Annotated in this window: 26 protein-coding genes; 17 read left to right on the top strand and 9 right to left on the bottom strand. The window is 67.7% G+C overall.

Annotated features, from left to right (window positions below):
- Positions 1-98 precede the first annotated feature (98 nt).
- From M1L61_RS05475 to M1L61_RS05450, 6 genes are all read left to right on the top strand, one after another.
- Positions 99-2,519 (top strand): TonB-dependent receptor, encoded by a 2,421-nt coding sequence (locus M1L61_RS05475; RefSeq protein WP_248854420.1) that lies wholly within the window; start codon positions 99-101, stop codon positions 2,517-2,519.
- Positions 2,520-2,798: 279 nt separating this feature from the next.
- Positions 2,799-3,437, top strand: coding sequence for a PepSY-associated TM helix domain-containing protein (locus tag M1L61_RS05470; protein ID WP_224329088.1), 639 nt, complete (start codon positions 2,799-2,801; stop codon positions 3,435-3,437).
- Positions 3,438-3,463: 26 nt separating this feature from the next.
- A complete protein-coding gene (locus M1L61_RS05465; RefSeq protein WP_004147429.1) occupies positions 3,464-3,982 on the top strand; it encodes a DUF2271 domain-containing protein in 519 nt (172 codons plus the stop codon).
- A 73-nt stretch (positions 3,983-4,055) separates the two neighbouring features.
- Positions 4,056-4,859, top strand: coding sequence for a DUF4198 domain-containing protein (locus M1L61_RS05460; protein ID WP_010483590.1), 804 nt, complete (start codon positions 4,056-4,058; stop codon positions 4,857-4,859).
- Between the two features lie 54 nt (positions 4,860-4,913).
- Positions 4,914-5,885 carry an FAD:protein FMN transferase gene (locus M1L61_RS05455; protein ID WP_248854419.1) on the top strand — a complete coding sequence of 324 codons (972 nt, stop codon included), beginning with the start codon at positions 4,914-4,916 and terminating at the stop codon, positions 5,883-5,885.
- The gene (locus M1L61_RS05450) at positions 5,882-7,486 is read left to right on the top strand and encodes a sulfite reductase subunit alpha (RefSeq protein WP_248854418.1); all 1,605 of its coding nucleotides are present in this window, start codon (positions 5,882-5,884) and stop codon (positions 7,484-7,486) included. The genes M1L61_RS05455 and M1L61_RS05450 overlap by 4 nt, the downstream gene beginning before the upstream one ends.
- A gap of 213 nt (positions 7,487-7,699) precedes the next feature.
- Here the strand turns inward: M1L61_RS05450 and M1L61_RS05445 are convergent, their stop codons facing one another.
- The 4 genes from M1L61_RS05445 to M1L61_RS05430 form a co-directional block, all read right to left on the bottom strand.
- Complete coding sequence (locus M1L61_RS05445; protein WP_019337109.1) at positions 7,700-8,308, bottom strand: HutD family protein; 609 nt, start codon at positions 8,306-8,308, stop codon at positions 7,700-7,702.
- A gap of 34 nt (positions 8,309-8,342) precedes the next feature.
- Positions 8,343-9,068: a murein L,D-transpeptidase catalytic domain family protein gene (locus M1L61_RS05440; protein WP_099560387.1), complete on the bottom strand. Its 726-nt coding sequence runs from the start codon at positions 9,066-9,068 to the stop codon at positions 8,343-8,345.
- Between the two features lie 17 nt (positions 9,069-9,085).
- On the bottom strand, positions 9,086-10,171 hold the full coding sequence (locus tag M1L61_RS05435) for a L,D-transpeptidase (protein ID WP_099560386.1): 1,086 nt from the start codon (positions 10,169-10,171) through the stop codon (positions 9,086-9,088).
- Positions 10,172-10,523: 352 nt separating this feature from the next.
- Complete coding sequence (locus M1L61_RS05430; protein ID WP_032955193.1) at positions 10,524-10,850, bottom strand: helix-hairpin-helix domain-containing protein; 327 nt, start codon at positions 10,848-10,850, stop codon at positions 10,524-10,526.
- A gap of 201 nt (positions 10,851-11,051) precedes the next feature.
- On the opposite strand from M1L61_RS05430, the gene M1L61_RS05425 reads away from it, so the two are divergent.
- The 4 genes from M1L61_RS05425 to murU all read left to right on the top strand — a co-directional run bounded on the left by M1L61_RS05425 (position 11,052) and on the right by murU (position 14,682).
- On the top strand, positions 11,052-12,545 hold the full coding sequence (locus M1L61_RS05425) for a M20 family metallopeptidase (protein WP_010483606.1): 1,494 nt from the start codon (positions 11,052-11,054) through the stop codon (positions 12,543-12,545).
- Positions 12,546-12,615: 70 nt separating this feature from the next.
- Positions 12,616-12,885 carry a GlsB/YeaQ/YmgE family stress response membrane protein gene (locus M1L61_RS05420; protein WP_248854417.1) on the top strand — a complete coding sequence of 90 codons (270 nt, stop codon included), beginning with the start codon at positions 12,616-12,618 and terminating at the stop codon, positions 12,883-12,885.
- A gap of 64 nt (positions 12,886-12,949) precedes the next feature.
- Positions 12,950-13,975 carry a phosphotransferase gene (locus M1L61_RS05415; RefSeq protein ID WP_197602134.1) on the top strand — a complete coding sequence of 342 codons (1,026 nt, stop codon included), beginning with the start codon at positions 12,950-12,952 and terminating at the stop codon, positions 13,973-13,975.
- Positions 13,972-14,682 carry an N-acetylmuramate alpha-1-phosphate uridylyltransferase MurU gene (gene murU / locus M1L61_RS05410; RefSeq protein WP_248854416.1) on the top strand — a complete coding sequence of 237 codons (711 nt, stop codon included), beginning with the start codon at positions 13,972-13,974 and terminating at the stop codon, positions 14,680-14,682. The genes M1L61_RS05415 and murU overlap by 4 nt, the downstream gene beginning before the upstream one ends.
- A 467-nt stretch (positions 14,683-15,149) precedes the next feature.
- On the opposite strand, the gene hda is transcribed toward murU, so the two are convergent.
- Genes hda through M1L61_RS05395 form a run of 3 tightly spaced genes read right to left on the bottom strand, consistent with a single transcriptional unit; the run spans position 15,150 to position 18,162 of the window.
- Positions 15,150-15,857, bottom strand: coding sequence for a DnaA regulatory inactivator Hda (hda, locus tag M1L61_RS05405; RefSeq protein ID WP_010483615.1), 708 nt, complete (start codon positions 15,855-15,857; stop codon positions 15,150-15,152).
- Entirely contained in the window at positions 15,857-17,026 is a 1,170-nt protein-coding gene (locus tag M1L61_RS05400; RefSeq protein WP_010483616.1) for an AI-2E family transporter, read from the bottom strand. The genes hda and M1L61_RS05400 overlap by 1 nt, the downstream gene beginning before the upstream one ends.
- Positions 17,023-18,162 (bottom strand): DUF2066 domain-containing protein, encoded by a 1,140-nt coding sequence (locus tag M1L61_RS05395; RefSeq protein ID WP_134958579.1) that lies wholly within the window; start codon positions 18,160-18,162, stop codon positions 17,023-17,025. The genes M1L61_RS05400 and M1L61_RS05395 overlap by 4 nt, the downstream gene beginning before the upstream one ends.
- A gap of 99 nt (positions 18,163-18,261) precedes the next feature.
- On the opposite strand from M1L61_RS05395, the gene purM reads away from it, so the two are divergent.
- The 7 genes from purM to M1L61_RS05360 all read left to right on the top strand — a co-directional run bounded on the left by purM (position 18,262) and on the right by M1L61_RS05360 (position 23,189).
- Positions 18,262-19,320 (top strand): phosphoribosylformylglycinamidine cyclo-ligase, encoded by a 1,059-nt coding sequence (gene purM / locus M1L61_RS05390; protein WP_049434457.1) that lies wholly within the window; start codon positions 18,262-18,264, stop codon positions 19,318-19,320.
- A gap of 22 nt (positions 19,321-19,342) precedes the next feature.
- On the top strand, positions 19,343-19,831 hold the full coding sequence (locus M1L61_RS05385; RefSeq protein WP_019336866.1) for a hypothetical protein: 489 nt from the start codon (positions 19,343-19,345) through the stop codon (positions 19,829-19,831).
- Entirely contained in the window at positions 19,828-20,250 is a 423-nt protein-coding gene (locus M1L61_RS05380) for a hypothetical protein (protein ID WP_010483624.1), read from the top strand. The genes M1L61_RS05385 and M1L61_RS05380 overlap by 4 nt, the downstream gene beginning before the upstream one ends.
- Positions 20,251-20,291: 41 nt before the next feature.
- The gene (locus tag M1L61_RS05375) at positions 20,292-20,954 is read left to right on the top strand and encodes a DUF2238 domain-containing protein (protein WP_010483625.1); all 663 of its coding nucleotides are present in this window, start codon (positions 20,292-20,294) and stop codon (positions 20,952-20,954) included.
- Complete coding sequence (purN, locus tag M1L61_RS05370) at positions 20,951-21,610, top strand: phosphoribosylglycinamide formyltransferase (RefSeq protein ID WP_019336868.1); 660 nt, start codon at positions 20,951-20,953, stop codon at positions 21,608-21,610. The genes M1L61_RS05375 and purN overlap by 4 nt, the downstream gene beginning before the upstream one ends.
- 68 nt (positions 21,611-21,678) lie before the next feature.
- Positions 21,679-22,503 carry a DUF3108 domain-containing protein gene (locus tag M1L61_RS05365; protein WP_010483630.1) on the top strand — a complete coding sequence of 275 codons (825 nt, stop codon included), beginning with the start codon at positions 21,679-21,681 and terminating at the stop codon, positions 22,501-22,503.
- 2 nt (positions 22,504-22,505) lie between these two features.
- Entirely contained in the window at positions 22,506-23,189 is a 684-nt protein-coding gene (locus M1L61_RS05360; RefSeq protein WP_010483632.1) for a DUF3108 domain-containing protein, read from the top strand.
- A 77-nt stretch (positions 23,190-23,266) separates the two neighbouring features.
- On the opposite strand, the gene M1L61_RS05355 is transcribed toward M1L61_RS05360, so the two are convergent.
- Together M1L61_RS05355 and murA are read right to left on the bottom strand one after the other, a co-directional pair.
- Complete coding sequence (locus M1L61_RS05355) at positions 23,267-23,593, bottom strand: EF-hand domain-containing protein (protein ID WP_248854415.1); 327 nt, start codon at positions 23,591-23,593, stop codon at positions 23,267-23,269.
- Complete coding sequence (gene murA / locus M1L61_RS05350; protein WP_010483637.1) at positions 23,590-24,861, bottom strand: UDP-N-acetylglucosamine 1-carboxyvinyltransferase; 1,272 nt, start codon at positions 24,859-24,861, stop codon at positions 23,590-23,592. Before murA ends, M1L61_RS05355 begins: the two co-directional genes overlap by 4 nt.
- Positions 24,862-24,868 lie beyond the last annotated feature (7 nt).

The raw sequence follows: 24,868 nt of genomic DNA, 5'->3' as shown, positions 1-24,868 counted from the left end.
CCTGCTACATCCCTGCCGCCCCTGACCGGGCCTCCCCGTGGATGCCGCGCCACTCGCGCCTGGCATTGCACCCCCCTGCATCCTTCGAGGTTACTGCCATGGCCCAGCGCCATCGTGTCCGTTCGTCCCTGCCCCGTACCCTGCTGACCAGCGCCGTGCTGGCGGCCATGGCCGCCCCTGCCTTCGCCCACGGTGACGCTTCCGGCGCGCCGCAAACGCTGGACAAGGTGGTGGTCACCGCCTCCGGCTTCGAGCAGAAGGTGGTCGATGCACCGGCCAGCATCAGCGTGGTCAGTCGCGAAGAACTGAGCAAGCGCCCCTACACCAACCTGGTCGACGCGCTGCGCGACGTCGAAGGCATCGATGTCGGCCTGGAAGCCAGCGACAAGAACGGTCGTGCCACCATCTCCATGCGCGGCCTGCCGTCCGAGTACACGCTGGTGCTGATCGACGGCCGCCGCCAGAGCAATGTCGGCCAGCTGTATCCGAACAACTTCGGTGGCGGCCAGTTCGCCTACCTGCCGCCGCTGGACGCGATCGAACGCATCGAAGTGGTGCGCGGCCCGATGTCCACGCTGTATGGCTCGGATGCAATGGGTGGCGTCATCAACATCATCACCCGACGCAACCAGGACAGCTGGCACGGCGCCGTGACCCAGGGCTTCACCGTGCAGCAGGATGACCAGTTCGGTGATGCACGCACCACCGACCTGTACCTCAGCGGCCCGCTGCTGAAGGACCGCCTCAGCCTGGCGGTGCGCGGCAGCTACTACGACGCCAAGGCCTCCAATCCGGAGTGGGATGCACTGACCCTGCCCGACGGCAGCCTGTGGGAGCGCAGCATCGGCTTCGGCGGCGGTGGCAAGTCGGTGGCCAACACCAACTGGAACACCGGCGTACGCCTGGACTTCCGCGTCAACGATGATCACGAACTGTGGCTGGACTACGACGTGTCTCGGCAGAAGTACGACAACAGCGAAGGCCAGACCGGCACGCTGGACAGCCTGGCCAGCCTGTGGCGCGTCGGCAACGCGGTCATCCCCAACCCGAACGGCAGCGGCACCGTCACCCGCCGCGTGGTGCAGCCGCGCGTCGGCTACACCGCCTACCAGCGCTACGAGCGCGATCAGTTGTCGCTGACCCACCAGGGCCGTTACAGCTTCGGCACCTGGCAGACCTCGCTGACCCACAGCAAGAGCAGCAACCTCGGCCGCTCGCTGCCGCTGACCCTGGACGAGCGCGCCAACCTGCAGACGCTGTGGAATGACGTCTGCCGTCGCACCGGTGCCGCCAACAACTGTGCGGCCGGCCGCGGCAATGCGCTGACCGCACTCAATCCCAGCGAGATGGCGCGCCTGCAGGCGCTCCTGCCGCGCCCGCTGCGCACGATGGAACTGGAAGGCTACGTGCTCGACACGATGCTCGACCTCGACTTCGGCGCGCACAAGCTGACCGTCGGCGGCCAGTACAACGACACCGACATGATCGATGGCGTGTTCGGCATGGATGGCGCCGGTTATCGCAGCAATACCAAGCAGAAGCACCGCATGTGGGCGCTGTTCGCCGAGGACAACTGGGCGCTGACCGATACCCTCACCGCCACCTTCGGCCTGCGCTACGACGACCACAACGTGTTCGGCAGCCACGTCAGCCCGCGCGGCTACCTGGTGTGGAACGCCAGCGACGCGTGGACCTTCAAGGGTGGCGTCAGCACCGGCTACAAGACCCCGCGTCCGGACCAGCTGTTCCCGGGCATCACCGGCTTCGGTGGCCAGGGCGTGCTGCCGCTGGTGGGTTCGCCGAACCTGAAGCCTGAAACCAGCACCAACTACGAGTTGGCCGCCTACTACGAGGGCCAGCGCTGGGGCTTCAACGTGACCGGCTTCTTCAACAAATTCGAGGACAAGATCGCCAGCGGCGGCACCTTCCCCAACTGCGAAGTGGCCCGCGCCGGCAGCGGCTACTGCGTGGACATCGGCCCAGGCTGGGCAGCACTGGGCTACAGCACCTTCACCCAGAGCGTGAACATCGACAAGGCCGAGACCCGCGGTGCCGAGCTGGCCGGTCATGTCGACCTGCTCGACACCCTGCAGCTGCGCGGCAACTACACCTGGACGAAGAGTGAGCAGACCAGTGGCGCACAGAAGGGGCTGCCGATCAGCGGCACCATGCCGGCAAAACACATGGCCAACGCCAGCCTCAACTGGCAGATCAATGAAGCGGTCAGCCTGTCGCTGATCGGTGAGGGCCGCTACGACCGCTACCGCGACACGCTGCTGGATGCCAGCGGCGCCAGCCACACCCGCTACTACGAGGACTACACGATCTTCCATCTCGGTGGCAGCTGGAAGGCCACGCCCTGGCTGACGGTGAACGCACGGGTCAACAACCTGCTCGACAAGGATTTCGTCTCGCAGTCGTGCCTGTTGATCAGCCAGAGCGAATTCAACTGCGTGGACGACTATGCGACCAAGGACCAGCGCCGCAGCTACTGGATCTCGCTCAACGCGAAGTTCTGATCGCCGCGCACCGCCTTGGTGGGTGCCAACCTTGGTTGGCACCGCCCTGATCTGGTGAGGGCCGACCTGGGTCGGCACCGCCCTGCTCTGGTGGGTGCCAACCTTGGTCGGCACCGCTTCATCCACGCATGGCGTGGATCTACCGACCCGCGGTAGCGGTAGTGCCTGCCGCCGGCCGGCAGCCGGTAACACCCCCTCCGGGATACAGAACGACACGCAATTGCGAGCTATTCTCATCAATGATGTAATGGGCAGTCCCCGTCCGCCCCGAACCGTGCCGTGAGCCGTCCTGCCTCTTCCACCGTGCAGCAGCAACAGAACCGTGGCTTCTGGCTGCGGACGCTGCACCAGTGGCACTGGATCAGCTCGGCGGTGTGCCTGATCGGCATGCTGCTGTTCGCGGTGACCGGCCTGACCCTCAACCATGCCGCGAAGATCGAGGCCAAGCCCGAGGTGCAGAACCAGCATCTGGAGCTGCCGGCCGAACTGCTGGGCCAACTGGGCACCCGCGAAGACGGCAACGCGCCGATCCCGCGCCCGGCGCGGCAATGGCTGGATACGCAGCTGGGCATCGCCATTGGCGGCCGCCCGGCCGAATGGTCGGCCGAAGAGATCTACCTGTCGCTGCCGCGCCCCGGTGGCGATGCCTGGCTGAGCATCGATCGCGAGACCGGCGCAGTGGAATACGAATCAACCTCGCGCGGCGCGGTGTCCTACCTCAACGACCTGCACAAGGGCCGCAATGCCGGCCCGGCGTGGGGCTGGTTCCTGGACCTGTTCGCCGTGGCCTGCCTGGTGTTCTGCATCACCGGCCTGTTCCTGCTGCACCTGCATGCGCGGCAGCGGCGCATGACCTGGCCGCTGGTCGGCCTCGGCCTGATGATCCCGCTGCTGATCGCCCTGCTGCTGATCCACTGACTTTCCTTCGTTCCTGGAGCCGCCCCATGCGCGTCACCCTGACCATCGCCCTCAGCGGCCTGCTGGCCACTTCGCCGGCCTATGCCACCACGCTCGACATCAACGTCGAAGTACCCAAGCTCAACGTCGCCGAGTACCACCGCCCGTACGTGGCGGTGTGGCTGGAAGGCGCCGACCAGAAGGTCGCGGCCAACCTGTCGGTCTGGTACCAGCAGACCAGCAACAGCGAAGGCCATGGCACCAAGTGGCTGCCCGACCTGCGCCAGTGGTGGCGCAAGAGCGGCCGCACCCTGCAGGTGCCGGTGGACGGCGTGACCGGCCCGACCCGCCCGGCCGGCAAGCACGCGCTGTCGTTCAACGACAAGCAGCCGGCACTGAAGCAGCTGGCCCCGGGCAACTACACCCTGGTGGTGGAAGCGGTGCGCGAAGTCGGCGGCCGTGAACTGCTGAAGATTCCCTTCACCTGGCCGGCCACCGCCGCACAGAACGGCAAGGCGCAGGGCGCCACCGAACTGGGCCAGGTCACCCTCGCCGTCAAACCCTGAGAGGGGACGGAGGGGATCAAGTCGTAGCCCCCTCTTCCTTGCCGCATCACCCGCATCCACTGGAGTCCTCCGCATGAAGCGCACGCTCGTCCTCGCCGCCGCCCTGGCCGCTGCCCTTCCCTTCTCCGCCCTGGCCCACAAGGCCTGGCTGCTGCCCTCGCAGACCGTGATCGCCGGCAACGCGCCGTGGATCACCGTCGACGGTGCGGTCTCCAACGACCTGTTCTATTTCAACCACGTGCCGCTGCGCCTGGAATCGCTGGTGATCACCGCGCCGGACGGCAGCACCGTGCAGCCGCAGAACGCCTCCACCGGCAAGTACCGCAGCGTGTTCGACATCGAACTGAAGCAGCCGGGCACCTACCGCATCGCGTCGGTCAATGACGGCCTGTTCGCCACCTACGAGCAGAACGGCGAGCGCAAGCGCTGGCGCGGCAGCGTCGCCACCTTCGGCGAACTGCCCAAGGACGCAAAGAAGCTGGAAGTGAGCCAGTCGGTCGGCCGCGTGGAGACCTTCGTCACCAACGGTGCGCCGAACGACACCGCGCTGAAGCCCACCAACCGTGGCATCGAGCTGGTCGCCGTCGGCCACCCGAACGACCTGTTCGCCGGCGAGGAAGCCACCTTCCGCGTGCTGGTCGACGGCAAGCCGGCCACCGGCCTGGAGTTCGAGATCGTGCGTGGCGCCACCCGCTACCGCAACGCGCAGGACGAACTGAAGGTCACCAGCGATGCCAAGGGCGAGATCAAGGTGACCTGGCCGGAAGCTGGCATGTACTGGCTGGAAACCGGCACCGAGGACAACAAGACCTCGGTGAAGCAGGCCGCCAAGCGCCGCCTGAGCTACGTGGCCACGCTGGAAGTGCTGCCGCAGTAATGACGTGGACCGCGATGCCGGGCAGCCCCGGCATCGCATCTGCAGCACACCACCATGACCGATCCCCAGCTCGACATCGCCCGCCTCGGTGGCACCACCATGGGCACCACCTGGAGCGTGTCGCTGGTCGCGCCGCGCCAGCGCGACCTGCACCCGCTGCATGCCGGCATCCAGGCGCGGCTGGACGAGGTGGTCGCGCAGATGAGCACCTGGGAGCCCGGCTCGGACCTGAGCCGCTACAACCGCGCCAACGCTGGCCAATGGTGCGTGCTGCCGGCTGAGACCCGCCAGGTGCTGGCCTGCGCACAGGCCATCGCCGCCGCCAGCGATGGTGCATTCGATCCCACCGTCGGCCCGTTGGTGGCACTGTGGGGTTTCGGTGCACATGCCGGCGAACGCCGCCAGCCCAACGACGCTACCCTGCAGGCAACGCGTGAGCGCTGCGGTTGGCAGCGCCTGCAATTGCGCAGCGATGCGCTGCTGCAACCGGGCGGACTGGAACTGGACCTGTCGGCGATCGCCAAGGGGTTCGGCGTCGATCACGTGGCCGCCTGGCTGCGCGATCAGGGCATCGCTGCTGCACTGATCGAGGTCGGTGGCGAACTGGCCGGCTACGGCCGCAAGCCCGACGGCCACCCCTGGCGCGTACTGGTGGAATCCGCACCGGAAGAAGACGCGCACACCGAAACACCACCGCGGGTGCTGGCGCTGGAGGACAAGGCGGTGGCCACCTCCGGTGATCGCTGGCACCAGTACCAGGCCGATGGCGAGGCTTACAGTCACAGCCTGGACCCGCGCTCTGGCAGACCGGTGCGGCTGGTCGCCGCAGCGGTCACCGTGGTGGCCGACGACGCCATGCACGCCGATGCCTGGGCCACCGCACTGACCGTGCTCGGCCACGAACAGGGCATGCCGCTGGCCGAACGCGAAGGCCTGGCTGCGCGCTACCTGCAGCGTGCAGCAGCCGGCCCGCGGGAATTTCTCAGCAGCGCCTTCCAGCGCCTGCTCGACGAGCAGGACGCATGAGCGCACGTCCATCGCGCGCGTGGCTCGGCAACGCACTGGCCCTGCTCCTGCTGGCGCTGATCGCCTGGGCGCTGCTGCGACTGCATCTCGGCGAAGCCTGGTGGCAGGGCGCGCCGCCGGCACGGCGAACGCAGATTGCGATCATCGCCACCGCGCTGTATGCGCTGGCCTGCGCCGCACTGTGGTGGCGTGGGCGACCGCGCGACGATGCTGCCTGTGGCGACGTCGCACCGATCCTGATGGTCTGGTCCAGCCAGACCGGTTTTGCCCGCGAACTGGCCGAACGCAGTGCCGAGGCATTGCGCGGTGCCGGCGTGCCGGTGCGTGTGCGCGGCCTGCATGAGGTCGACGCCACGCTGCTGGCCGACAGCCAGCGTGCATTGTTCATCGCCAGCACCACTGGCGAAGGCGACCCACCCGATCATGCGCTGCCGTTCCTGCGCGGCGTGATGACCTCACCGCCTGCGCTGCAGCACCTGCAGTACGGCGTGCTCGCACTGGGCGACCGCAGTTACGGCCACTTCTGCGGATTCGGCCACCAGCTCGACCAGTGGCTGCGCCAGCACGGTGCGCATCCGCTGTTCGATGCGATCGACGTCGACAACGCCGATCCGGCCGCGCTGCGCCATTGGCAGCAGTTGCTGGGCCAGCTCGGCGGCGGCGCCAGCGAACTGCCCGACTGGAGCCCGGCCGAGTACCAGCCGTGGACGCTGCTGCAACGTGAGCATCTGAACCCGGGCAGCCCCGGCGGCCCCGTGTATTGGTTGCGCCTGCAGCCCCCGGCCGATGCAGATGCGCAGTGGCAGGCCGGTGACATCGCCGAGATCGGCCCGCAGCACGCACCGCACACCGCGCGTGCCTGGCTGGACGCACAACGCTTCGATGCGGATACCGTGCTGGATGACGGGCAGACGTTGCTGGCACGCGTCGCGCGCTCGCACCTGCCCTCATTGGTTCCCCCGGGTGATCTGCCCGCATTGCTGGCGACCCTGCAACCGCTGCCCCATCGCGAGTACTCGATTGCCTCGGTGATGGCCGACGGTGCGGTCGAGCTGCTGCTGCGCCGACAGCTGCGCGCGGACGGCACGCCTGGCATCGGCAGCGGCTGGCTGTGCGACCACGCGGCCATCGGCGAACCGGTGCAGCTGCGCCTGCGCCGCAACGACAATTTCCATGGCGTCCCCTTCGATGTACCGCTGCTGCTGATCGGCAACGGCACCGGCATCGCCGGCCTGCGCGCACATCTGCACGAACGTGCCCAGCGTGGCGCACGCCGTACCTGGCTGCTGTTCGGTGAGCGCACCGCCGCCCACGACTTCCACTTCGGTGAAGAACTGCAGGCAATGCTGGCCGACGGCTCACTGGCACGGTTGGATGCCGTGTTCAGCCGCGACGGCGGCGCGCATCGCTATGTGCAGGACCGGCTGCTGGCCGAAGCGGCAACGCTGCGGCAGTGGGTGGATGAAGGCGCCACGATCCTGGTCTGCGGCAGCCTGCAGGGCATGGCCCCGGCGGTGGATGCGGTGATCGAACAGGTGCTGGGTGTTGCGGGCAAGGAAGCGCTGTTGCTGGCCGGTCGCTACCGGCGCGATGTGTATTGAGGTTGCCGCATCCACGCATGGCGTGGATCTACTGAACGCACCGACGCCTGCGAACCGCCTTCTGGTGGGTGCGAACCTTGGTTCGCACCATGACGCAGCATTGGCGGCCGTATCGACGCATGGCGTGGATCTACTGCGCGGCGTGTCCAGGCATGGCAACTACACCCCAGTAGATCCACGCCATGCGTGGATTGAGCCACCGGCGCCCAGGAATCATCCCGCTGCTGCACTGACCCGTATCGCCAACAACTCGCCACCGCCCTGCAACGCGTGCCGCTGACGTTCGCCGGCCGCCAACCACGCGGTATCGCCGGCCCGTAGCGCGGGCAGGCCGCTGTCGGCACCGAACTCTGCCTGACCGGACAGCAGATGCAGCGCCCAGGCCACGCCCGGTTCGCAGAAGAAGAACATCGCGCCCACCAGCGGCCGGTGCAGCAGTTCGGCCTGCAGCAACTCGCGCTTCCACATCAGGTTGAAGTCGTGGGTGGTGCCATCGACCAGTTCACCGTGCAGGGTTTCCTCGCCGGCAAAGCGCACCCGTCCATGCGGCGGCAGCACCTCGGCAACACGGCCATCGTCGAAGCGCAGGCGCACGCCATTGCCCTGCAGCAGTACCAGTTCGCGCTCCACGCCGGGGAAGGCGGAGAACGCGGCGTCCTGCTCGATCTCGGCCACCGACAGGCGCAGCGCCCAGTCATCCCCCTGCGCAGGCAGGCGCAGGATCTCGCGGGTCCAGCCAAGTCCATTCCGCCAGCGCTCGCGGCGATAGTCCAGGCTGGAAATGACCTGGCTCGGAGTGTGCAGCAGGGAGTCGATGTTCATCCACGCATTGCATCATGCCGCGCGCCGTCGTGCATCACCGCGTGGCGAGCGTGCCCTGGCCACCGCACCCGCCGGCCAGCAGCTGCGAGTGCTTCAGCCAATCCTGGTCGGGGTAGTAAGCAAACACCATCGTGCCGCCACGCAACGCATCGATCAGCGGCTTGGCCACCGACAGCCGCACCGCCGGGCAACCCAGGCTGCGGCCCAGCCGCCCCTGCAGCTGTGCGATAGCCGGATTCACGTACGGCGCACCATGGATGACGATCGCTCTGTCACGCGCGCGGTCGTTGAAGCCCGGTTCCAGCCCGGCAAGGCGCAGCGAATATCCATTGCCACCCATGTAGGTCTCCTGCGCGGTGAACGCGCCGAGACTGGACATGAAACTGCCGTCGCGGTTGGAGAAGTGCTCGGTGCGGTTCTCGCCGCTGTTGCGGCCATGCGCCACCCATTCCTCGAACAACAGGCGCTGGTGGGCCAGGTCGAACACCCACAGCCGCGGCTCGGTGGACGGGCGCGAGTAATCGATCACGCTGAGGCGATCACCATTGATGCCCAGCTCCGGCCGCTGCAACGCACAGCGCATGGCGTGCGCCGCCAGCTGCAGCACGTGGCGGTCGGCCTTGGGTGCACTGCGCGACAGCAGGGCAGCCAGATCATCGGCGCTGGTGGCAAGGGCGGGCGTCTGTGCCAGCGCCGGGGCGCTGGCTGAGGTTGCCAGCAGGCCGAACGCGGCCAGCCGGCACAGGCGGGATGCAGTCATGGGCACAACGAGGGGACTCAGTTGCCCTTGAGGGTGGACCCTGGCGGCTCGGATTCCAAGACCGGCTGCATTCCGGATTCAGCCGGGCTTGGGCGGACCGCCGGCAGCGAGGTGACCAGCAGGGTCGTGCCCGGCACCAGCACCTGGTACAGCTGGCGAGCGAAATCGGTCGGCAGCGCCATCGGCAGCGAGGGCGTGGCCAGCAGGTCCGGCGTGGCCTGGGCACGGTCCTGGCCCAGCAACGGATAGGCCGTCCACTGGTGCAGCCGCTGGTTCACGTCCAGCGGGCTGGGGGTGTCGCTGTAACCCTGCCCCATCACGAACAGCGTGGTGCCCTGGAAGGCCGGCAGGGCGTCGGCCTTCAGCGGCGACTCGCCAATCATCACGCCATCGCGCAGCACGTACAGGCGCTGGTCGTGCAGGCTGACCAGGATGCCGACCTGCCCGGCCGGTGCCGCGCTGTCATCCCACCAGGCCTGTGCCGGGGTTCCGCCCTCGGTCTCCGGCAGGGCCTGGCCGCGCGCGTTGACCGGCGCCAGCACCGACGGATAGGCCAGGGTCATCGGCGAGCTCTTGGCATCGGCCACGACCACGGTATCGCCGCGCTGGGTTTCACTGAACAGCTTCTGCGCGAAGGCCTGCGGCAGGCGCACGCAGCCGTGCGAGGCCGGATGCCCGGGCAGGCTGCCGCCATGCAGGGCGATGCCGTCCCAGGTCAGCCGCTGCATGTACGGCATCGGCGCGCTGTTGTAGAGGTTGGACTTGTGGTCCTTGTCCTTCTGCAGGATGGTGAACACACCGGTCGGCGTCTCGTGCCCGGCCTTGCCCGAGCTGATCGTGGTCAGGCCGATGGCAATGCCGTTGCGGTACACGTAGGCGCGCTGCTCATCAAGGCTGACCACCAGCACGATCGGGCCGGTCGGCGAGATTTCCGGATGCCACAGGTATTCGCCCGGCTTGAGGTCGGTCGGTCCGCGTACCTCGGCGGTGGCCGCAGCGGCAGCTGCAGGCTTGGCGGCCGGCGTCGGCGCAGCGGCATGGGCCAGCAGCGGCAGGGCCAGTGCAAGGGCGAGCATCAGGGTCGTGGGGCGGTGCGGAAGCATCCAGCGGGGGTCCTTTCCATGCAGAGCGGCCACCGTACACCATCGGCCCGTGGTGGCCGCGGCAAAACCAGGCGCCGGAAATGAAACTGCCCGGCGACACAGCCATGTGTCGTACCGGGCAATCGTTACGTCCTTGTCGGCCTGCTGCCGCCCCCTCGCATCCTGCGCTGTGGGGGTAGCGTTGCATCCTGCACGCGGCCGCGTCTGTCCTGTTTGTATCTCAGCCCCTTCCACAGGTCTGTGATGCCACCATCCTGGTGAGTGGTGCCGCGTCCTGCGGCGGTCGGTGGTCACGGCCTTCCTGTCCGTGACCGGTGAACCAGCCTCCTGCCGGTTCCGACGATTCCTGCTGTCAGCGCCTCGGTACGGTTCGCACCGGTACCGATCCGGGTACCGGATCCGCCGGCAACAACCTGTTGCCTACGGTGATCCGCTGTCGATTCCGTTCGACGATTGCTTTCCCTATCCCCTTCACCTGCGCCAGGTCCTCGACGCGATGAAACGGGCCGTGTCTGCGCCGGTGCTCGACGATCGCCTCGGCCTTGGCGGCTCCGACCATCGTCAATCCCTGCTGCAGCGCCTGGGCATCGGCGCGGTTGATGTCGATCGGTTCGGCGGCATGCGCCCCAGCGATCCACACGACCAGCACCAGTGCCCTCAACACGACACTCCAAGGCACGACGTGTATCTCCTTGTGGTTCTGACCGTCCCGACCGGCAATCCCGTCGGTAGGAACAGTGTCCGTCACCACATGCACACAGCCTATCGGTTTCCTGGATTTCTAAAAGCCAGCCAAATACCCGACGTGATGTAGGAAAAACCCTACCCACGGCACAGGCGTAGAATGTCGCGATCACAGCCCATGCAATCGGAGTTTCAGATGGACAGCGCCAAGCTCGGCCAATTCGTCAATGACAAGTGGGACAGCGAGATCGTCCCGCAGTTGGTCGACTACATCCGCATTCCCAACAAGTCGCCGATGTTCGACGCCAATTGGGTGCAGAACGGCTACATGGAACAGGCGGTCACGCTGATGGAGAACTGGGCCAAGGCCCAGCAGCTGCCCGGCCTGAAGGTTGAAGTGGTGCGCCTGGAAGGCCGTACCCCGCTGATCTTCCTGGAAATTCCGGCTACCGGCGCCGAAACCGGCGACGACACCATCCTGCTCTACGGCCACTTGGACAAGCAGCCGGAAATGACCGGCTGGGACGACGACCTCGGCCCGTGGACCCCGGTCCTGCGCGGCGACAAGCTGTATGGCCGCGGCGGCGCCGACGACGGTTACGCCATCTTCGGCTCGCTGGCCGCCGTGCTGGCGCTGCAGGCCCAGGGCCTGCCGCACGCCCGCTGCGTGGTGCTGATCGAAGCCTGTGAAGAATCGGGCAGCTACGACCTGCCGGCCTACGTCGACCACCTGGCCGACCGCATCGGCAAGCCGTCGCTGGTGGTCTGCCTGGATTCGGGCTGCGCCAACTACGACCAGCTGTGGTGCACCACCTCGCTGCGCGGCCTGACCGGCGGCAACTTCACCGTGAAGGTGCTCAACGAAGGCGTGCATTCCGGCGATGCCTCCGGCGTGGTGCCGTCCAGCTTCCGCCTGCTGCGCCAGCTGCTGTCGCGCATCGAGGACCAGGACACCGGCCGCATCCTGATCGACGGCATGAACGTTGAAATTCCGGCCGAGCGCCAGGAACAGGCCAAGCGCGCCGCCGAAGTGGTCGATACCGAGATCTTCGAGAAGTTCCCGATGGTCGACGGCCTGCGTCCGATGAACGAGGACCTGACCGAGCTGGTGCTCAACCGCACCTGGCGCCCGGCGCTGTCGGTCACCGGCGTCGGTGGCATGCCGGCATTGGAATCGGCCGGCAACGTGCTGCGCCCGCAGACCTCGGTGAAGCTGTCGCTGCGCCTGCCGCCGACCGCCGATGGCAAGACCTGCGGTGAGCTGCTGAAGGAAGCGCTGCTGCGTGATCCGCCGAACGGCGCGCAGGTCACCCTGGATCTGGAAAAGGCCTCCACCGGCTGGAACGCCCCGGCCATGGCGCCGTGGCTGACCCAGGCCATCGACGACGCCAGCCAGGCCTTCTTCGGCAAGCCGGCGATGTACATGGGCGAAGGCGGCTCGATCCCGTTCATGGGCATGCTGGGTGAGAAGTTCCCGGGCGCCCAGTTCATGATCACCGGCGTGCTTGGCCCGCACTCCAACGCGCACGGCCCGAACGAGTTCCTGCACATCCCGATGGGCAAGAAGGTCACCGCCTGCGTGTCCAAGGTGATCAGCGAGCACTACGCTGCCAGCCTGCGCGGCGAGACCAGCGGTTCGCCGGTGGCTGCCGACAGCGGCACCCGCCACGGCGACCACGGCTGCTGCTGATTACGCCACACCGTGACGGACGCAGTCTGGCCTTGCTAGGCTGCGTCCACCCTTGCTGGAAATCGCGCGCATGAATGGTCTGTTCGGCAGCAGCAGGTGGCTCTACATCATCCTGGTCGGCTTCTTCGTCGGCCTGCTCGGGCGTTTCTTCATGCCCGGCAACAACCGCATGGGCTGCCTGCTGACCATCGTGCTGGGCATCCTCGGTGCGCTGCTGGCCGGCTGGTTTGGCCAGTACATGGGCTGGTACGCCCCCGGTGAGCCGGCCGGTTTCCTCGGTGCGGTGGTGGGCGCGGTGGCCGTGCTGGCCGTCCTGCGCCTGTTCAGCGGCCGCCGCTGAGCGCGCATCCCCTTCCCTTCCTGTTCCCGACGTTGGCGCGCCCGGCGCGCCCGGATATGCCTGCATGACCGAACCCGCCTCCGACCCCCAGCGCAGCGCGCAGCGCCTGCGGTGGGCCCGTACCCAGCTCGATGATGCCAGCGCGGTGGTCGAACGCGCCTCGGTCGATGCCGGCATGCGCAGCTACTGGCGCACCACCAGCACCGGTGGCAGCCACATCGTGATGGATGCCCCGCCGGGGCTGGAAGATCCGCGGCCGTGGCTGCGCATGCGCGGCCTGCTGCACGACAACGGCCTGCGCGTGCCCATGCTGCTGGCCCAGGATCTGGAGGCCGGCTTCCTGCTGCTGGAAGACCTCGGCGGCCCGACCTTGGCGAAGATCCTCGACGAGCGCAACGCTGACGAATGGTTCGGCCGTTCGATCGAACAGCTGCTGCGCCTGCAGGCGATTCCGGTGCCGGCCGACTTCGGCCAGTTCGGCGAAGCGCTGCTGCAGCGTGATGCCGGCCTGTTCGACGAATGGTTCCTGCAGCGCCACCTGAACCTGGAACTGGACTGCGGCGAGATTGAAGGGCTGCAGCTGGTGCATCGCCGGTTGATGGACAACGCGCTGGGCCAGGCCCAGTTGATGACCCACCGCGACTACATGCCACGCAACCTGATGCCGGTCGACGACGGTCCCGCCGTGCTGGATTTCCAGGACCTGGTGCGCGGCCCGATCGCCTACGACGCGGTGAGCCTGTTCAAGGACGCCTTCCTGAGCTGGCCGCTGCAGCGCGTGGACGAGTGGCTCGCGCAGTACCACGAGCGCGCGCGCGATGCCGGCCTGCCGGTGCCCGACCGCGCCACCTTCCTGCGCGACGCCGACTGGATGGGTGTCCAGCGCCACGTGAAGATCCTCGGCCTGTTCTGCCGCCTGCGCTACCGCGACAACAAGGGCCATTACCTGGACGATGCGCCGCGCTTCATCACCTATCTGGATGAAGTGCTGCCGCGCTATCGCGAACTGGCGCCGCTGCAGCGGTTGCTGGACGACCGCATCAAGCCAGCACTGGCCGAGTTGGCCGCACCGCTGCGCGTGGCCCGATGAAGGCGCTGGTCTTTGCCGCTGGCCTCGGCGAGCGCATGCGCCCGCTGACCCTGCACACGCCCAAGCCGCTGCTGGAAGTGGCTGGCAAGCCACTGATCGTCTGGCACCTGGAACGCCTGGCCGCGCTTGGCGTGCGCGAGGTGGTGATCAACACCGCATGGCTGGCCGAGCAGTTCCCAGCGACGCTGGGGGATGGAAGCCAATGGGGCCTGCGCCTGCATTTCCTTTACGAAGGGCAGACCCCGCTGGAAACCGGCGGTGGCATCCTCAACGCGCTGCCGGTGCTGGGCGACGCCCCGTTCCTGGTGGTGAACGGTGACATCTGGACTGACTTCGATTTCGCCACGCTGCCCCGCGAACCACAGGGCCAGGCGCACCTGGTGCTGGTCGACAATCCCGCGCAGCACCCGGACGGCGACTACCGGCTGGACGCGCAGGGCCTGCTGCACCACGACCGCCAAGGGCCGTGCCTGACCTACGCGGGCATCGGCGTGTATCGCCCCTCCATCGTGGCCGACTGGCGCACGGTGATCGGCGATGCGCCGGGTAGCGAGCGTGTTCCGCCGAAGTTCTCGGTGGTGCCGCTGCAGAAGCATTTCATGGCGCAGGGGTTGATGACGGGGCAGCACCATCGCGGGCGTTGGACCGATGTGGGTACCGTGGATCGCCTGCGCGCGCTGGATGTTGAGTTGGCGGCGAACGGCTGAGCCCCTCGTGGCTGGACGTTTTGAGAGCAGAAGCCTTGCTTGGCCGGTCGGGGTGGGCTGCGCAGGGGACGCTGCAAGTACGTCCATGTAAGCTCGGTCGCCGCATCCATGCGGCTCACGCCCCTGCGCAGCCCACCCCGACCGGCCTCTGACAGTTTCCGTGCGCGTCCAGCCACGGAAGAAAGGAAAGAAAAGCAAAAGCGGGTCGCTCCGCTGCGCTTGCTCTGGTGTCGACCAAGGTCGGCATCCACCAACAGCCGCGGAAACCTGTCGAAGGCGGGGGGCTGTGGGTTTGCGGGGTGTGAGCCGCATGGATGCGGCGACCAAGCCCCCATGGATGGGTTCACGGCGTCCCCGCAAACCCACAGCGCCCCGCCATCCCACGGATAGCCCGCTTTTGACGTTGACGTTGATGTTGCTTCGGCTTCGGCGGGTGCAGGGCGCAGCCCTGCAAACAAACCCCACCCTCAGTAACGAGGCCGGCCTTCTTCCAGCACCTGGCGCAGGAACGGCACGGTGATCCGCCGCTTCGCCGCCAGCGATTCGCGGTCCAGCCAGTCCAGCAGCGTGATCAATCCACCCAGCTCGCGCCCGGTGTGCGACAGCAGCCACTCGATGGCCGCCTCGTCGATCGCCAGCCCACGCCGCAGTGCACGCTCACGCAGCACCGCCGCGCGACCTTCCTCATCCAACGGCTGCAGCAGCACGCGCACGCACTGGCCCAGGCGCGAACGCAGGTCGGGCAGTACCAGGCCCAGCTCTTCCGGCGCCTTCTGCGCCGTGTACAACACGGTCACGCCCGCAGCGCGCGCGCGGTTGTGGAAATCGAACAGCGCGATCTCGTCCTCGCGGTTGCCGGCAACCTCGTCCAGGCCATCCAGCGCCACCAGTTCGCGCACCTCCAGCCCATCCAGCGCCGCGCGCACGCGACCGGCGGCGCTGGCCAGCGGCACGTAGGTCGGCAGGCGGCCGGCCTGCTCGGCGCTGGAACACATCGCCAGCGCCTGATGGGTCTTGCCGGTGCCCGCCGCCCCTTCCAGGTAGACCCAATCGTGGCTGGCGCCCACCGCGATCGCGCGCAGCTGCGCCAGCGCGCCATCCGGCGCGCCGATGAAGGTCTCCAGGCGCTGGTCCCGTGGGTAATGCAGGGCCAGCGGCAGTTGCGGCACACCCATCACTTCAGGTCGGGGCCCTTGTCGTTCGGAATGATGATATGGGGGGCATCGACCACGCCATCAAGCACGATCGCCGGCTTCTCGCCCACGTACAGCTCGCTCTGGCGGTAGCGCTGGTGCGCGTAGCGCAGCAGCACGTTGGTCACCGCCGCCACCGGCAGCGCCAGCAGCATGCCGAGGAAGCCGAACAGCTGGCCGCCGGCCATCACCGCGAAGATCACCGCCACCGGGTGCAGGCCGATCTTGTCGCCGACGATGCGCGGGGTCAGCACGTAGCTTTCCAGCAGCTGGCCCACGGTGAACACCACGCCGACCAGGATCAGCAGCTTCAGGTCGAAGCCCTGCGCCTGCACCAGTGCGGCGATGATCGCCATCAGGATGCCGGTGGTCGCGCCCAGGTAAGGGATGAAGCTGATGAGGCCGGCAATCAGGCCGATCAGCAGGCCCAGCTTCAGGCCAACCAGCGACAGGCCACCGGCATAGATCACGCCCAGCGCCAGCATCACCAGGAACTGGCCGCGGATGAACGCGCCCAGCACCTCGTTGGATTCGCGCGCCAGCGCGCTGATGGTGCCGATCTGGTTGCGCGGAATCACCGACGCGACCCGCTCGACCAGCTTGTCCCAGTCACGCAGGAAGTAGAACGCCAGGATCGGCAGCAGCAGGATGTTGACCACCCAGGTCACCATCGCGAAGCCCGAGCGCGAGACGTAGCCCATGAACGTGGTGGCGAAGCCGCCGGCCTGCTGCCAGTGGCTGCGCACCCATTCGATCAGGCGGTCCGGGTCCAGCCACTGCATCACTTCCAGGCCGGTCTTCTGCTCGAACCAGGGAATGCCCTTTTCCATCAACCACGCCTGTGCCTGCGGCGCGACCGCGATCAGGGTGGTGATCTGGCGCTCGATCATCGGCACCAGCACCAGCAGCAGCGCCACGATCACCAGCACCATCGCCGCGAACACCAGCACCACGCCGGTCATGCGCGAGCGGCCGGTGGCCTCGATGCGGTCCACCAGCGGATCGCCCAGCCAGGCCAGCGCCAGCGCCAGCACGAAGGGAGTCAGGATCGGCGCCAGCAGCCACACCACCCAGCCGACCAGGCCGGCGAACAGGATGTACTTCAGGCGGCGCAGGAACTGCGCGATTTCCGCTTCCGGGGTCAGAGTCATCGCAGGCGGTACTCGTTGCTGACCGGGGCGGCCACCGGAGTACCGGTGGTGTCATCGATCGGCGTCGGCAGGGCCGGCAGCGGTGCGCTCGGCACCAGCACGCCGTTGTCGCCCAGCATGCGGTTGAAGCCGGCCAGGCCGGTGGTCATCTCCAGGCTGAGCTCCAGCTGGCCGGCCGAAGCGTGCAGCGGGGTGACGTTGCGCACCACCGGTACCTCGCGCAGGCCGGCAGCCAGGCGCAGGTAGTCGTCGGCGCTGTTGATGCCGGTGACCACCACCCGGTAGCTGCCGGCCTGGCCGACGGCGGCGCCGGCCTTGGCATAACGCTTGACCAGCGCATCGGCGGCACCATCGGCACCGGCGGCCATCGCACGCATGGCGTTGGCGTCCTTGCTGGTCCACTTGTTCAGCTCACGGCCGTTGTCGACGAACACCCAGTCCGCCTGCCAGCCACCGTTGGCGCGGTACAGCTTGCCGATCAGCTGCATCGGCGGCGAGTAGCGCGAAGAGGCGCGGGCCACGGCGGCGCTGTCCTGGCGCCAGATGGCACCGGCCAGTGCCTGTTCGGCGGCACCACCGCTGGGCAGGCCCAGCTTGTAGCCGCGCTCGATGGCGCGGTTCAGCAACGGGCGGGCGGCGTTGGCCTGCTGCACGCTGACCAGGCGCGGACCACTGCCGTCGTCGACGGCCAGCCACAGCACCGGCTTCGGGCGCGGCTGCGGCCACAGCGGCAGGCCCAGCGCCGACACCAGCGAATCGACATCGTCCTCGCGGAAGCGGGCCACCAGCAGGGTACGGAAGCTGGGGGCGCCACTGGCGCTCACGCTCTGGTCCTGCTTGTAGTCGTAGCTGGCCACGTAATCCTTGGCATTGCGCAGCGCCTGCGCCACGCCAGGGCGCGACATCACGCTGCGATCGCCGGACAATTTGCCCAGTACAACGCTCAAGGCGCGGGCCAGGGCGCCGTTGCGGTCGGCTTCGGCTTGGCTGTTGACGGGCACTTCGGCCTCGTACGCGCCAGTGGCGGTGGCAACATCACCCTCGGTGCGCAGGCCGCTCTGGGCCATCGTGGCCACCGGCAGGCTCAGCGCAAGGAGCAGGGTCAGAATCAGGCTGCGGCGCATCAGGACATCCATTGGCTCGACGTATCCGGGGGAATTGTTGCCCGAATACGGCCTTTGCGCCAATGCGGCCTGTTAAAATCGCCCGTTCAACCCCTGCCAGCGCCGACGCCCGTGACCAACACCCCGTCTTCCGCCCCCTCCCCCCTCACCTATCGTGACGCGGGTGTCGACATCGACGCCGGCAACGCGCTGGTCGAGCGGATCAAGCCCCTGGTCAAGCGCAGCTTCCGCCCGGAAGTGATGGGTGGCCTGGGTGGCTTCGGCGCCCTGTTCGACCTGTCCAACAAGTACCGCGAGCCGGTGCTGGTGTCCGGTACCGACGGCGTGGGCACCAAGCTGAAGCTGGCCCACCAGCTGAACCGCCACGATACGATCGGCATCGACCTGGTCGCCATGTGCGTGAACGACGTGCTGGTGCAGGGTGCCGAACCGCTGTTCTTCCTGGACTACTTCGCTACCGGCAAGCTGGACATCGACACCGCCGCGGCGGTCGTGGGCGGCATCGCCAACGGCTGCACCGAGGCCGGCTGCGCGCTGATCGGCGGCGAAACCGCTGAAATGCCCGACATGTATGCCCCGGGCGAGTACGACCTGGCCGGCTTCACGGTCGCTGCGGTCGAGAAGAGCGAGCTGAAGGACGGCGCCAGCGTGGCCGCCGGCGACGTGCTGATCGGCATCGCCTCGTCCGGCCCGCACTCCAACGGTTACTCACTGGTGCGCCGCATCTACGACCGCGCCGGTCGCCCGGCCGATCTGGAGCTGGAAGGCGGCGTGAAGCTGGTCGATGCGCTGATGGCGCCGACCCGCCTGTACGTCAAGCCGATCCTGTCGCTGCTGAAGTCGCACGGCGAGGCCATCCATGGCATGGCCCACATCACCGGTGGTGGCCTGACCGAGAACATCATCCGTGTGGTGCCCGAAGGCCTGGGCCTGGACATCCAGGCCTCGTCGTGGACCCTGCCGCCGGTGTTCCAGTGGCTGCAGAAGGAAGGCGCGGTGGCCGACAGTGAAATGTGGCGCACCTTCAACTGCGGCATCGGCTTCGTGCTGATCGTGGCGCCGGACCAGGTGGCTGCAGTGTCCGACGCGGTCAAGGCGCAGGGCCTGGAGCACTGGACCATCGGCCAGGTGGTCACCGCCGAAGGCGCCGAGCGCGTCCACATCGGCTGATCCCGGCAACCCAGGAGCCCGCATGGACGCAACGCCCCCCTTGTCGCCCGCCCCCGTGCCGCCGCCGCTGGCGACGGTACCGGTGTTCAGCGCGCAGGATGCCGATCACCTGCGCATGCTGGCCATCGCGCACTACGTGGTCGGCGCCCTGATCGCGCTGTTCTCGCTGATCTTCATCATCCACATCGTGCTGGGCATCACCGCGCTCACCGGCAACCTGCCGATGAATTCCGGCGGCCAGCCGTCATCGCCGGCCGAGGAACGCCTGTTCGGCTGGATGTTCACCATCGTCGGCTGCGTCATCGTGTTCGGCGGCGTGACCCTGGGCGCGTTCGTGGCCTACGCCGGCCGCTGCCTGACCCGTCGCCGCCGCTACCTGCTGTGCCTGATCGTGGCCGGCTTGGCCTGCCTGTTCACGCCGATCGGCACCGCACTGGGGGTGTTCAGCCTGATCACCCTGCTGCGCCCGCAGGTCAAGGCCGCCTTCGACCTTCCCGCCACGACCGCATGACTGCCTCCGGCAATCCGCCGCCGCTGCCACATCAGACCCTGGCGCAGCTGCAGCTGGTCAGCCATCTGCAGACGCTGAAAGTGCTGTTCTACGCGTTGGCCGGCTTCCATTGGGTCGCCACAGTGGCGTTCCTCGGCCTCAGCGGCTGGGTGGCCCAGTCACGCGGGCTGGACGATGCCTGGATGCTGACCACGGTCTATGCGTCGATCGCCGGGCTGGCCGCCGTGCTGGGGTTCGTGCAGCTGCACACCGCGCGCCAGCTGTCACATCGCACGGGGCTGGCCTGGTGCCAGCGCGCAGCCTGGCTGGGCGTACTGGCAGGCCCGCTGGGCATGGCCTTGGCCGCCTATGCCTGGGTGTTCCTGTCCAAGCCTGAAATGGCCGCGCTGTTCGACCGCGGCGACCACCTCAGTGTCTGAACCTGCCGGCAGACGCCCCGTCCTGTCCTGATCGATTTCCCATGTCCGCGCCTGCCCTCCCGACGTCCACTTCGCCCACCACCCACCGCTTCTCGGGGCCCAAGAAGCTGGCCTTTGCCACCGTACTGGCGGTGTTCGCCATCAGCTGGGTCCACCCGCTGTGGCCTACCGAACAGGCCCTGCACAGCACCCTGACCGTGATCGGGCTGGCCGCGCTGCTGTGGGTCGACCGTCGCGGCGGCTGGCTGGGCAACGGCGCCTTCATCGCCATCTGTGGCTTCATCGCGCTGCACTGCGTGGCGGCGCGCTGGCTGTACTCCAACGTGCCCTACGACGCCTGGGCGCAGGCGCTGACCGGCTGGTCGCCGAACGCGGCCTTCGGCTGGCAGCGCAATCACTTCGACCGCCTCATCCACTTCCTGTTCGGCGTCTGCTTCACTCCCGCGCTGCTGCAGCTGGCGCGCCATGCGTGGCCCGCGCTGCGCCTGGGCCAGGCCTTCACTCTGGCGGTGATGACGGTGATGTGTGCCAGCCTGGTCTACGAATGGTTCGAGTGGGCCATCGCGCTGGCGCTGTCGCCGGATGCCGCCGAGGCCTACAACGGCCAGCAGGGTGACATGTGGGATGCGCATGCCGACATGCTGATGGCGACCGTCGGCAGCCTGCTGACGTGGCCACTGATCCGCCGGAGTTCCCTGCAATGACCGCCCCAACCCGCATCGCCGTGCTCGCCTCGGGCCGCGGCAGCAACCTGCAGGCCATCCTCGACGCGATCGGCAGCGGCCGCCTGCCGGCCGAGGTGGTCGGCGTGTTTTCCGACCGCCCCGCCGCGGAGGCCCTGCAGCGCGTCGCACCGAACCTGCGCTGGGCACACGCACCGAAGTCCTTCAGTGACCGCGCCAGCTACGAGCAGGCACTGGGCGATGCGCTTGCCGCGGTACAGCCGGACTGGATCGTCTGTGCAGGCTACATGCGCATCCTCGGCGCAGCCTTCGTACAGCGCTTCGATGGCCGGCTGGTCAATATCCATCCGTCGCTGCTACCGCTGCACAAGGGCCTGGACACCCATGCCCGGGCGCTGCAGGCCGGCGATGCCGAGCACGGCGCCAGCGTGCACCTGGTGGTGCCGGAGCTGGATGCCGGAGCCGTGCTGGCGCAGGTACGTGTACCGGTGCAGCCAGGTGATGACGCGCACAGCCTGGCCGAGCGCGTGCTGGCGGTGGAGCATCCGCTGCTGATCGCCACCCTGCAGCTGTTGTGCGAGGGCCGCCTGGCTGAACGGGAGGGTCAGCCCTGGCTGGACGGTCACCCCCTGTTTAGCCCCTTGGCCCTAGATTCCGCCGGAAACCTGAACCGGTAACGCCCTTGCACACGCCCTGCTGACTGCGGGGCTGGCATCCTGCCCCCCTCCTGCGGTCCCTGTCCTCCATGAAGACCACGACCCTGCTGTCCACTTCATTGCTGCTGTCGCTTGCCGTGTTCCCCGGCGTGGGCTGGGGACAGGCACCGGCGCCCGCCACCCCGCCGGCACCGGTGCCCGCAGCGCAGCCGCCTGCCGAGGCGCCGGTCGTACCGATGCCACCGGCACTGGCCTGGGAGCCACCGCCGCTGCAGCCGTTCAGCGCCACCTACCAGGCCTTCTACAAGGGCAAGGAAGCGGGCGATGCCAGCATGCAGGTCACCCACACCGGCGGCAGCCAGTGGCGGGTGGACATGCAGGTGGTCGGCCGCCGCGGCTTTGCCAGCGTGCTGGGCCTGAACATCGAACAGAGCACAGTGTTCGAGGAGCGCAGCGGCGTGTATGCGCCGCTCAGCCAGAGCACGGTGCGCAAGGGCCTGTTCCTGGGCAAGAAGGCGGTCGGTACCTACAACTGGCAGGCCGGCACCGCGCAATGGACCGGTGACGTCAAGAAGGAACGCGCGCAGCCGATCCCGCTGCAGGCGGGCGACCAGAGCGCACTGCTGATCAATCTGGCGATCATGCGCGATGCCCGCCCGGGCGCCGCCATGCACTACCGCTACGTGGACATGGGCAAGGTCCGCGAACACGACTACCAGGCCGCGCCGCAGACCGAGAACGTCGAGGTCGGCGACCTGTCCTACAACGCGCTGCGGGTCTACCGGACCAACGGCGGCAGAAACGAAACCATTCTCTGGATCGCCAACGGTGTCCCCACCCCGGTGCGCATCCTGCAACGCGAAGACGGCGAAGATCGCGTCGATCTGCGCCTGATCGAATACCAAGGAGTCTGAGCATGAACACCCTGACCCGCCCCCTCACCTGGATCGCAGCCGCTGCCCTGACCGTGGCCAGCCTGCCGGCCATGGCCCTGGAACCGTTCAAGGCGGATTACCTGGCCAGCTACATGGGCATGCAGGCCAACGGCACCATGACCCTGGCCAGCGAAGGCAGCAACAAGTGGCGCTACAGCCTGCAGGTGAAGAACCAGCTGGCCGACCTCAGCCAGAGCACGGTGTTCGAGGAAGTCCGTGGCCAGCTGCGCCCGCTCAGCAGCCAGGACCGTTCGGCGCTGCTGGTGAAGAAGCGCAACGTGCAGGCCAACTACAACTGGACCAGCAACCAGGCCACCTGGACCGGCGACATCAAGCCGGACCGTGCGGGCCCCATCGCGCTGAAGGCGGGCGACATGGACGCGCTGCTGATCAACCTGGCGATCGCCCGTGACCTGGCCGCCGGCAAGCCGCTGACCTATCGCATGGTCGACGAAGGCCGCATCAAGAACATGACGTACCGCGTGATCGGCAAGGAGTCGATCACCGTGGGCGGCAAGAGCTACGAGGCCACCAAGGTCTCGCGTGCCGACGGCAACAAGGAACTGATCGCGTGGATCGTGCCGGAGTTTCCGGTGCCGGCGCGCATGCTGCAGCGTGAGAGCGGCCGCGATGCGCTGGACCTGACCATCAAGGCGATGAACTGACCGGAGATCCACGTCATCCACGCATGGCGCGGATGGGTGTATCCCAAAAAGAAACGCCCGCTTTCGCGGGCGTTTTCTTATTTCTTCGCTTCGGCCGATTTGTCTTCGGCCGCCTTGAACTCGGTGCGGCAGTCCACGCGGATCTGCTCGCCGGTGCTGCGCCAGACGAAAGTGCGGCAATGGCGGTTGCCGTCCTGGCTGTCGTTCACCGCAACCGCATAGAACGACTCGATGATCTCGTCACGCGTGACCGTACCGTCGCCGTTCCAGTCCATGTCCTTCTGCTCGATGCCCCGGGTGATGGCGATGTTGGCGTACCAGGCATAGCCCAGCCACGCCAGCACGATCAGCACCAGCGCAAGCAGCGCCTTGCGACGCGGGCTGAATTTCCCGCGCAGGATCATGGCACGCGCCGGATGGTGGCACCGAGCGAAGACAGCTTCTCTTCGATGTTCTCGTAGCCACGGTCAAGGTGGTAGATGCGGTCGATGGTGGTGTCGCCGCTGGCCATCAGGCCGGCCAGGATCAGCGACGCCGACGCACGCAGGTCGGTGGCCATCACCGGTGCACCGCTCAGGTGCTCGCTGCCACGCACGATGGCGGTATGCCCTTCGACCTGGATGTCCGCACCCAGGCGCAGCAGTTCGTTGACGTGCATGAAACGGTTCTCGAAGATCGTTTCGTTGATCACGCCCACGCCGTCGGCCACGCAGTTGAGCGCCATGAACTGCGCCTGCATGTCGGTCGGGAATGCCGGGTACGGCGCGGTGGTCAGGTTGACCGCCTTCGGCCGCTTGCCCTGCATGTCCAGGGTGATGGTGTCGTCGGTGGTCTCGATCTTCGCACCGGCCTCGACCAGCTTGGACAGCACCGCGTCCATGGTGTTCGGGCGCGCACGGTTGACCGTGACCTTGCCACCGGTCATCGCTGCGGCGACCAGGAAGGTGCCGGTCTCGATGCGGTCGGGCAGCACTTCATGGCGGCCACCGGACAGGCGCTCGACGCCTTCGATCACCAGGCGGGCGGTGCCCAGGCCTTCGATCTTCGCGCCCAGCGCGATCAGGCAGTGCGCCAGATCGGTCACTTCCGGTTCCATCGCGCAGTTGTCGAGGATGGTGGTGCCTTCAGCCAGCACCGCACCCATCAGCACGTTCTCGGTGCCGGTGACGCTGACCATGTCGAAGGTGAAATGGCCGCCCTTGAGGCGCTTGGCGGTGGCCTTGATGAAGCCGTTCTCGACCACGATCTCGGCACCCAGCGCCTGCAGGCCCTTGATGTGCTGGTCGACCGGACGCGAACCGATCGCGCAGCCGCCGGGCAGCGACACTTCGGCCGCGCCGAAGCGGGCCAGCAGCGGGCCCAGCACCAGGATCGAAGCGCGCATGGTCTTGACCAGCTCGTAGGGTGCCACGTGCTGGTTGACCGAGCGCGGGTCGACCACGATCGCGCTGCCGCGCGACAGCGTGCCCTGGTCGATGGTGACCTTGGCGCCCAGCTCGCCCAGCAGCTTCACCGTGGTGACCACATCGTGCAGGTGCGGCACGTTGGTGATCTCCACCGGCGCATCGGCCAGCAGGGTCGCGCAGAGAATGGGGAGGACGGCGTTCTTGGCGCCGGAGATGCTCACTTCACCGTGCAGCGCAGCGCCGCCGGTCACAACGATCTTGGCCATGTATTCG

Origin of the sequence: Stenotrophomonas sp. NY11291 (genome assembly GCF_023277365.1) — a bacterium.
In the GTDB taxonomy this organism is placed as follows: Bacteria; Pseudomonadota; Gammaproteobacteria; order Xanthomonadales; family Xanthomonadaceae; genus Stenotrophomonas; species Stenotrophomonas geniculata.
Note: the sequence above shows the minus strand (reverse complement) of the source record. Positions and strands in the feature narration are given on the sequence as shown.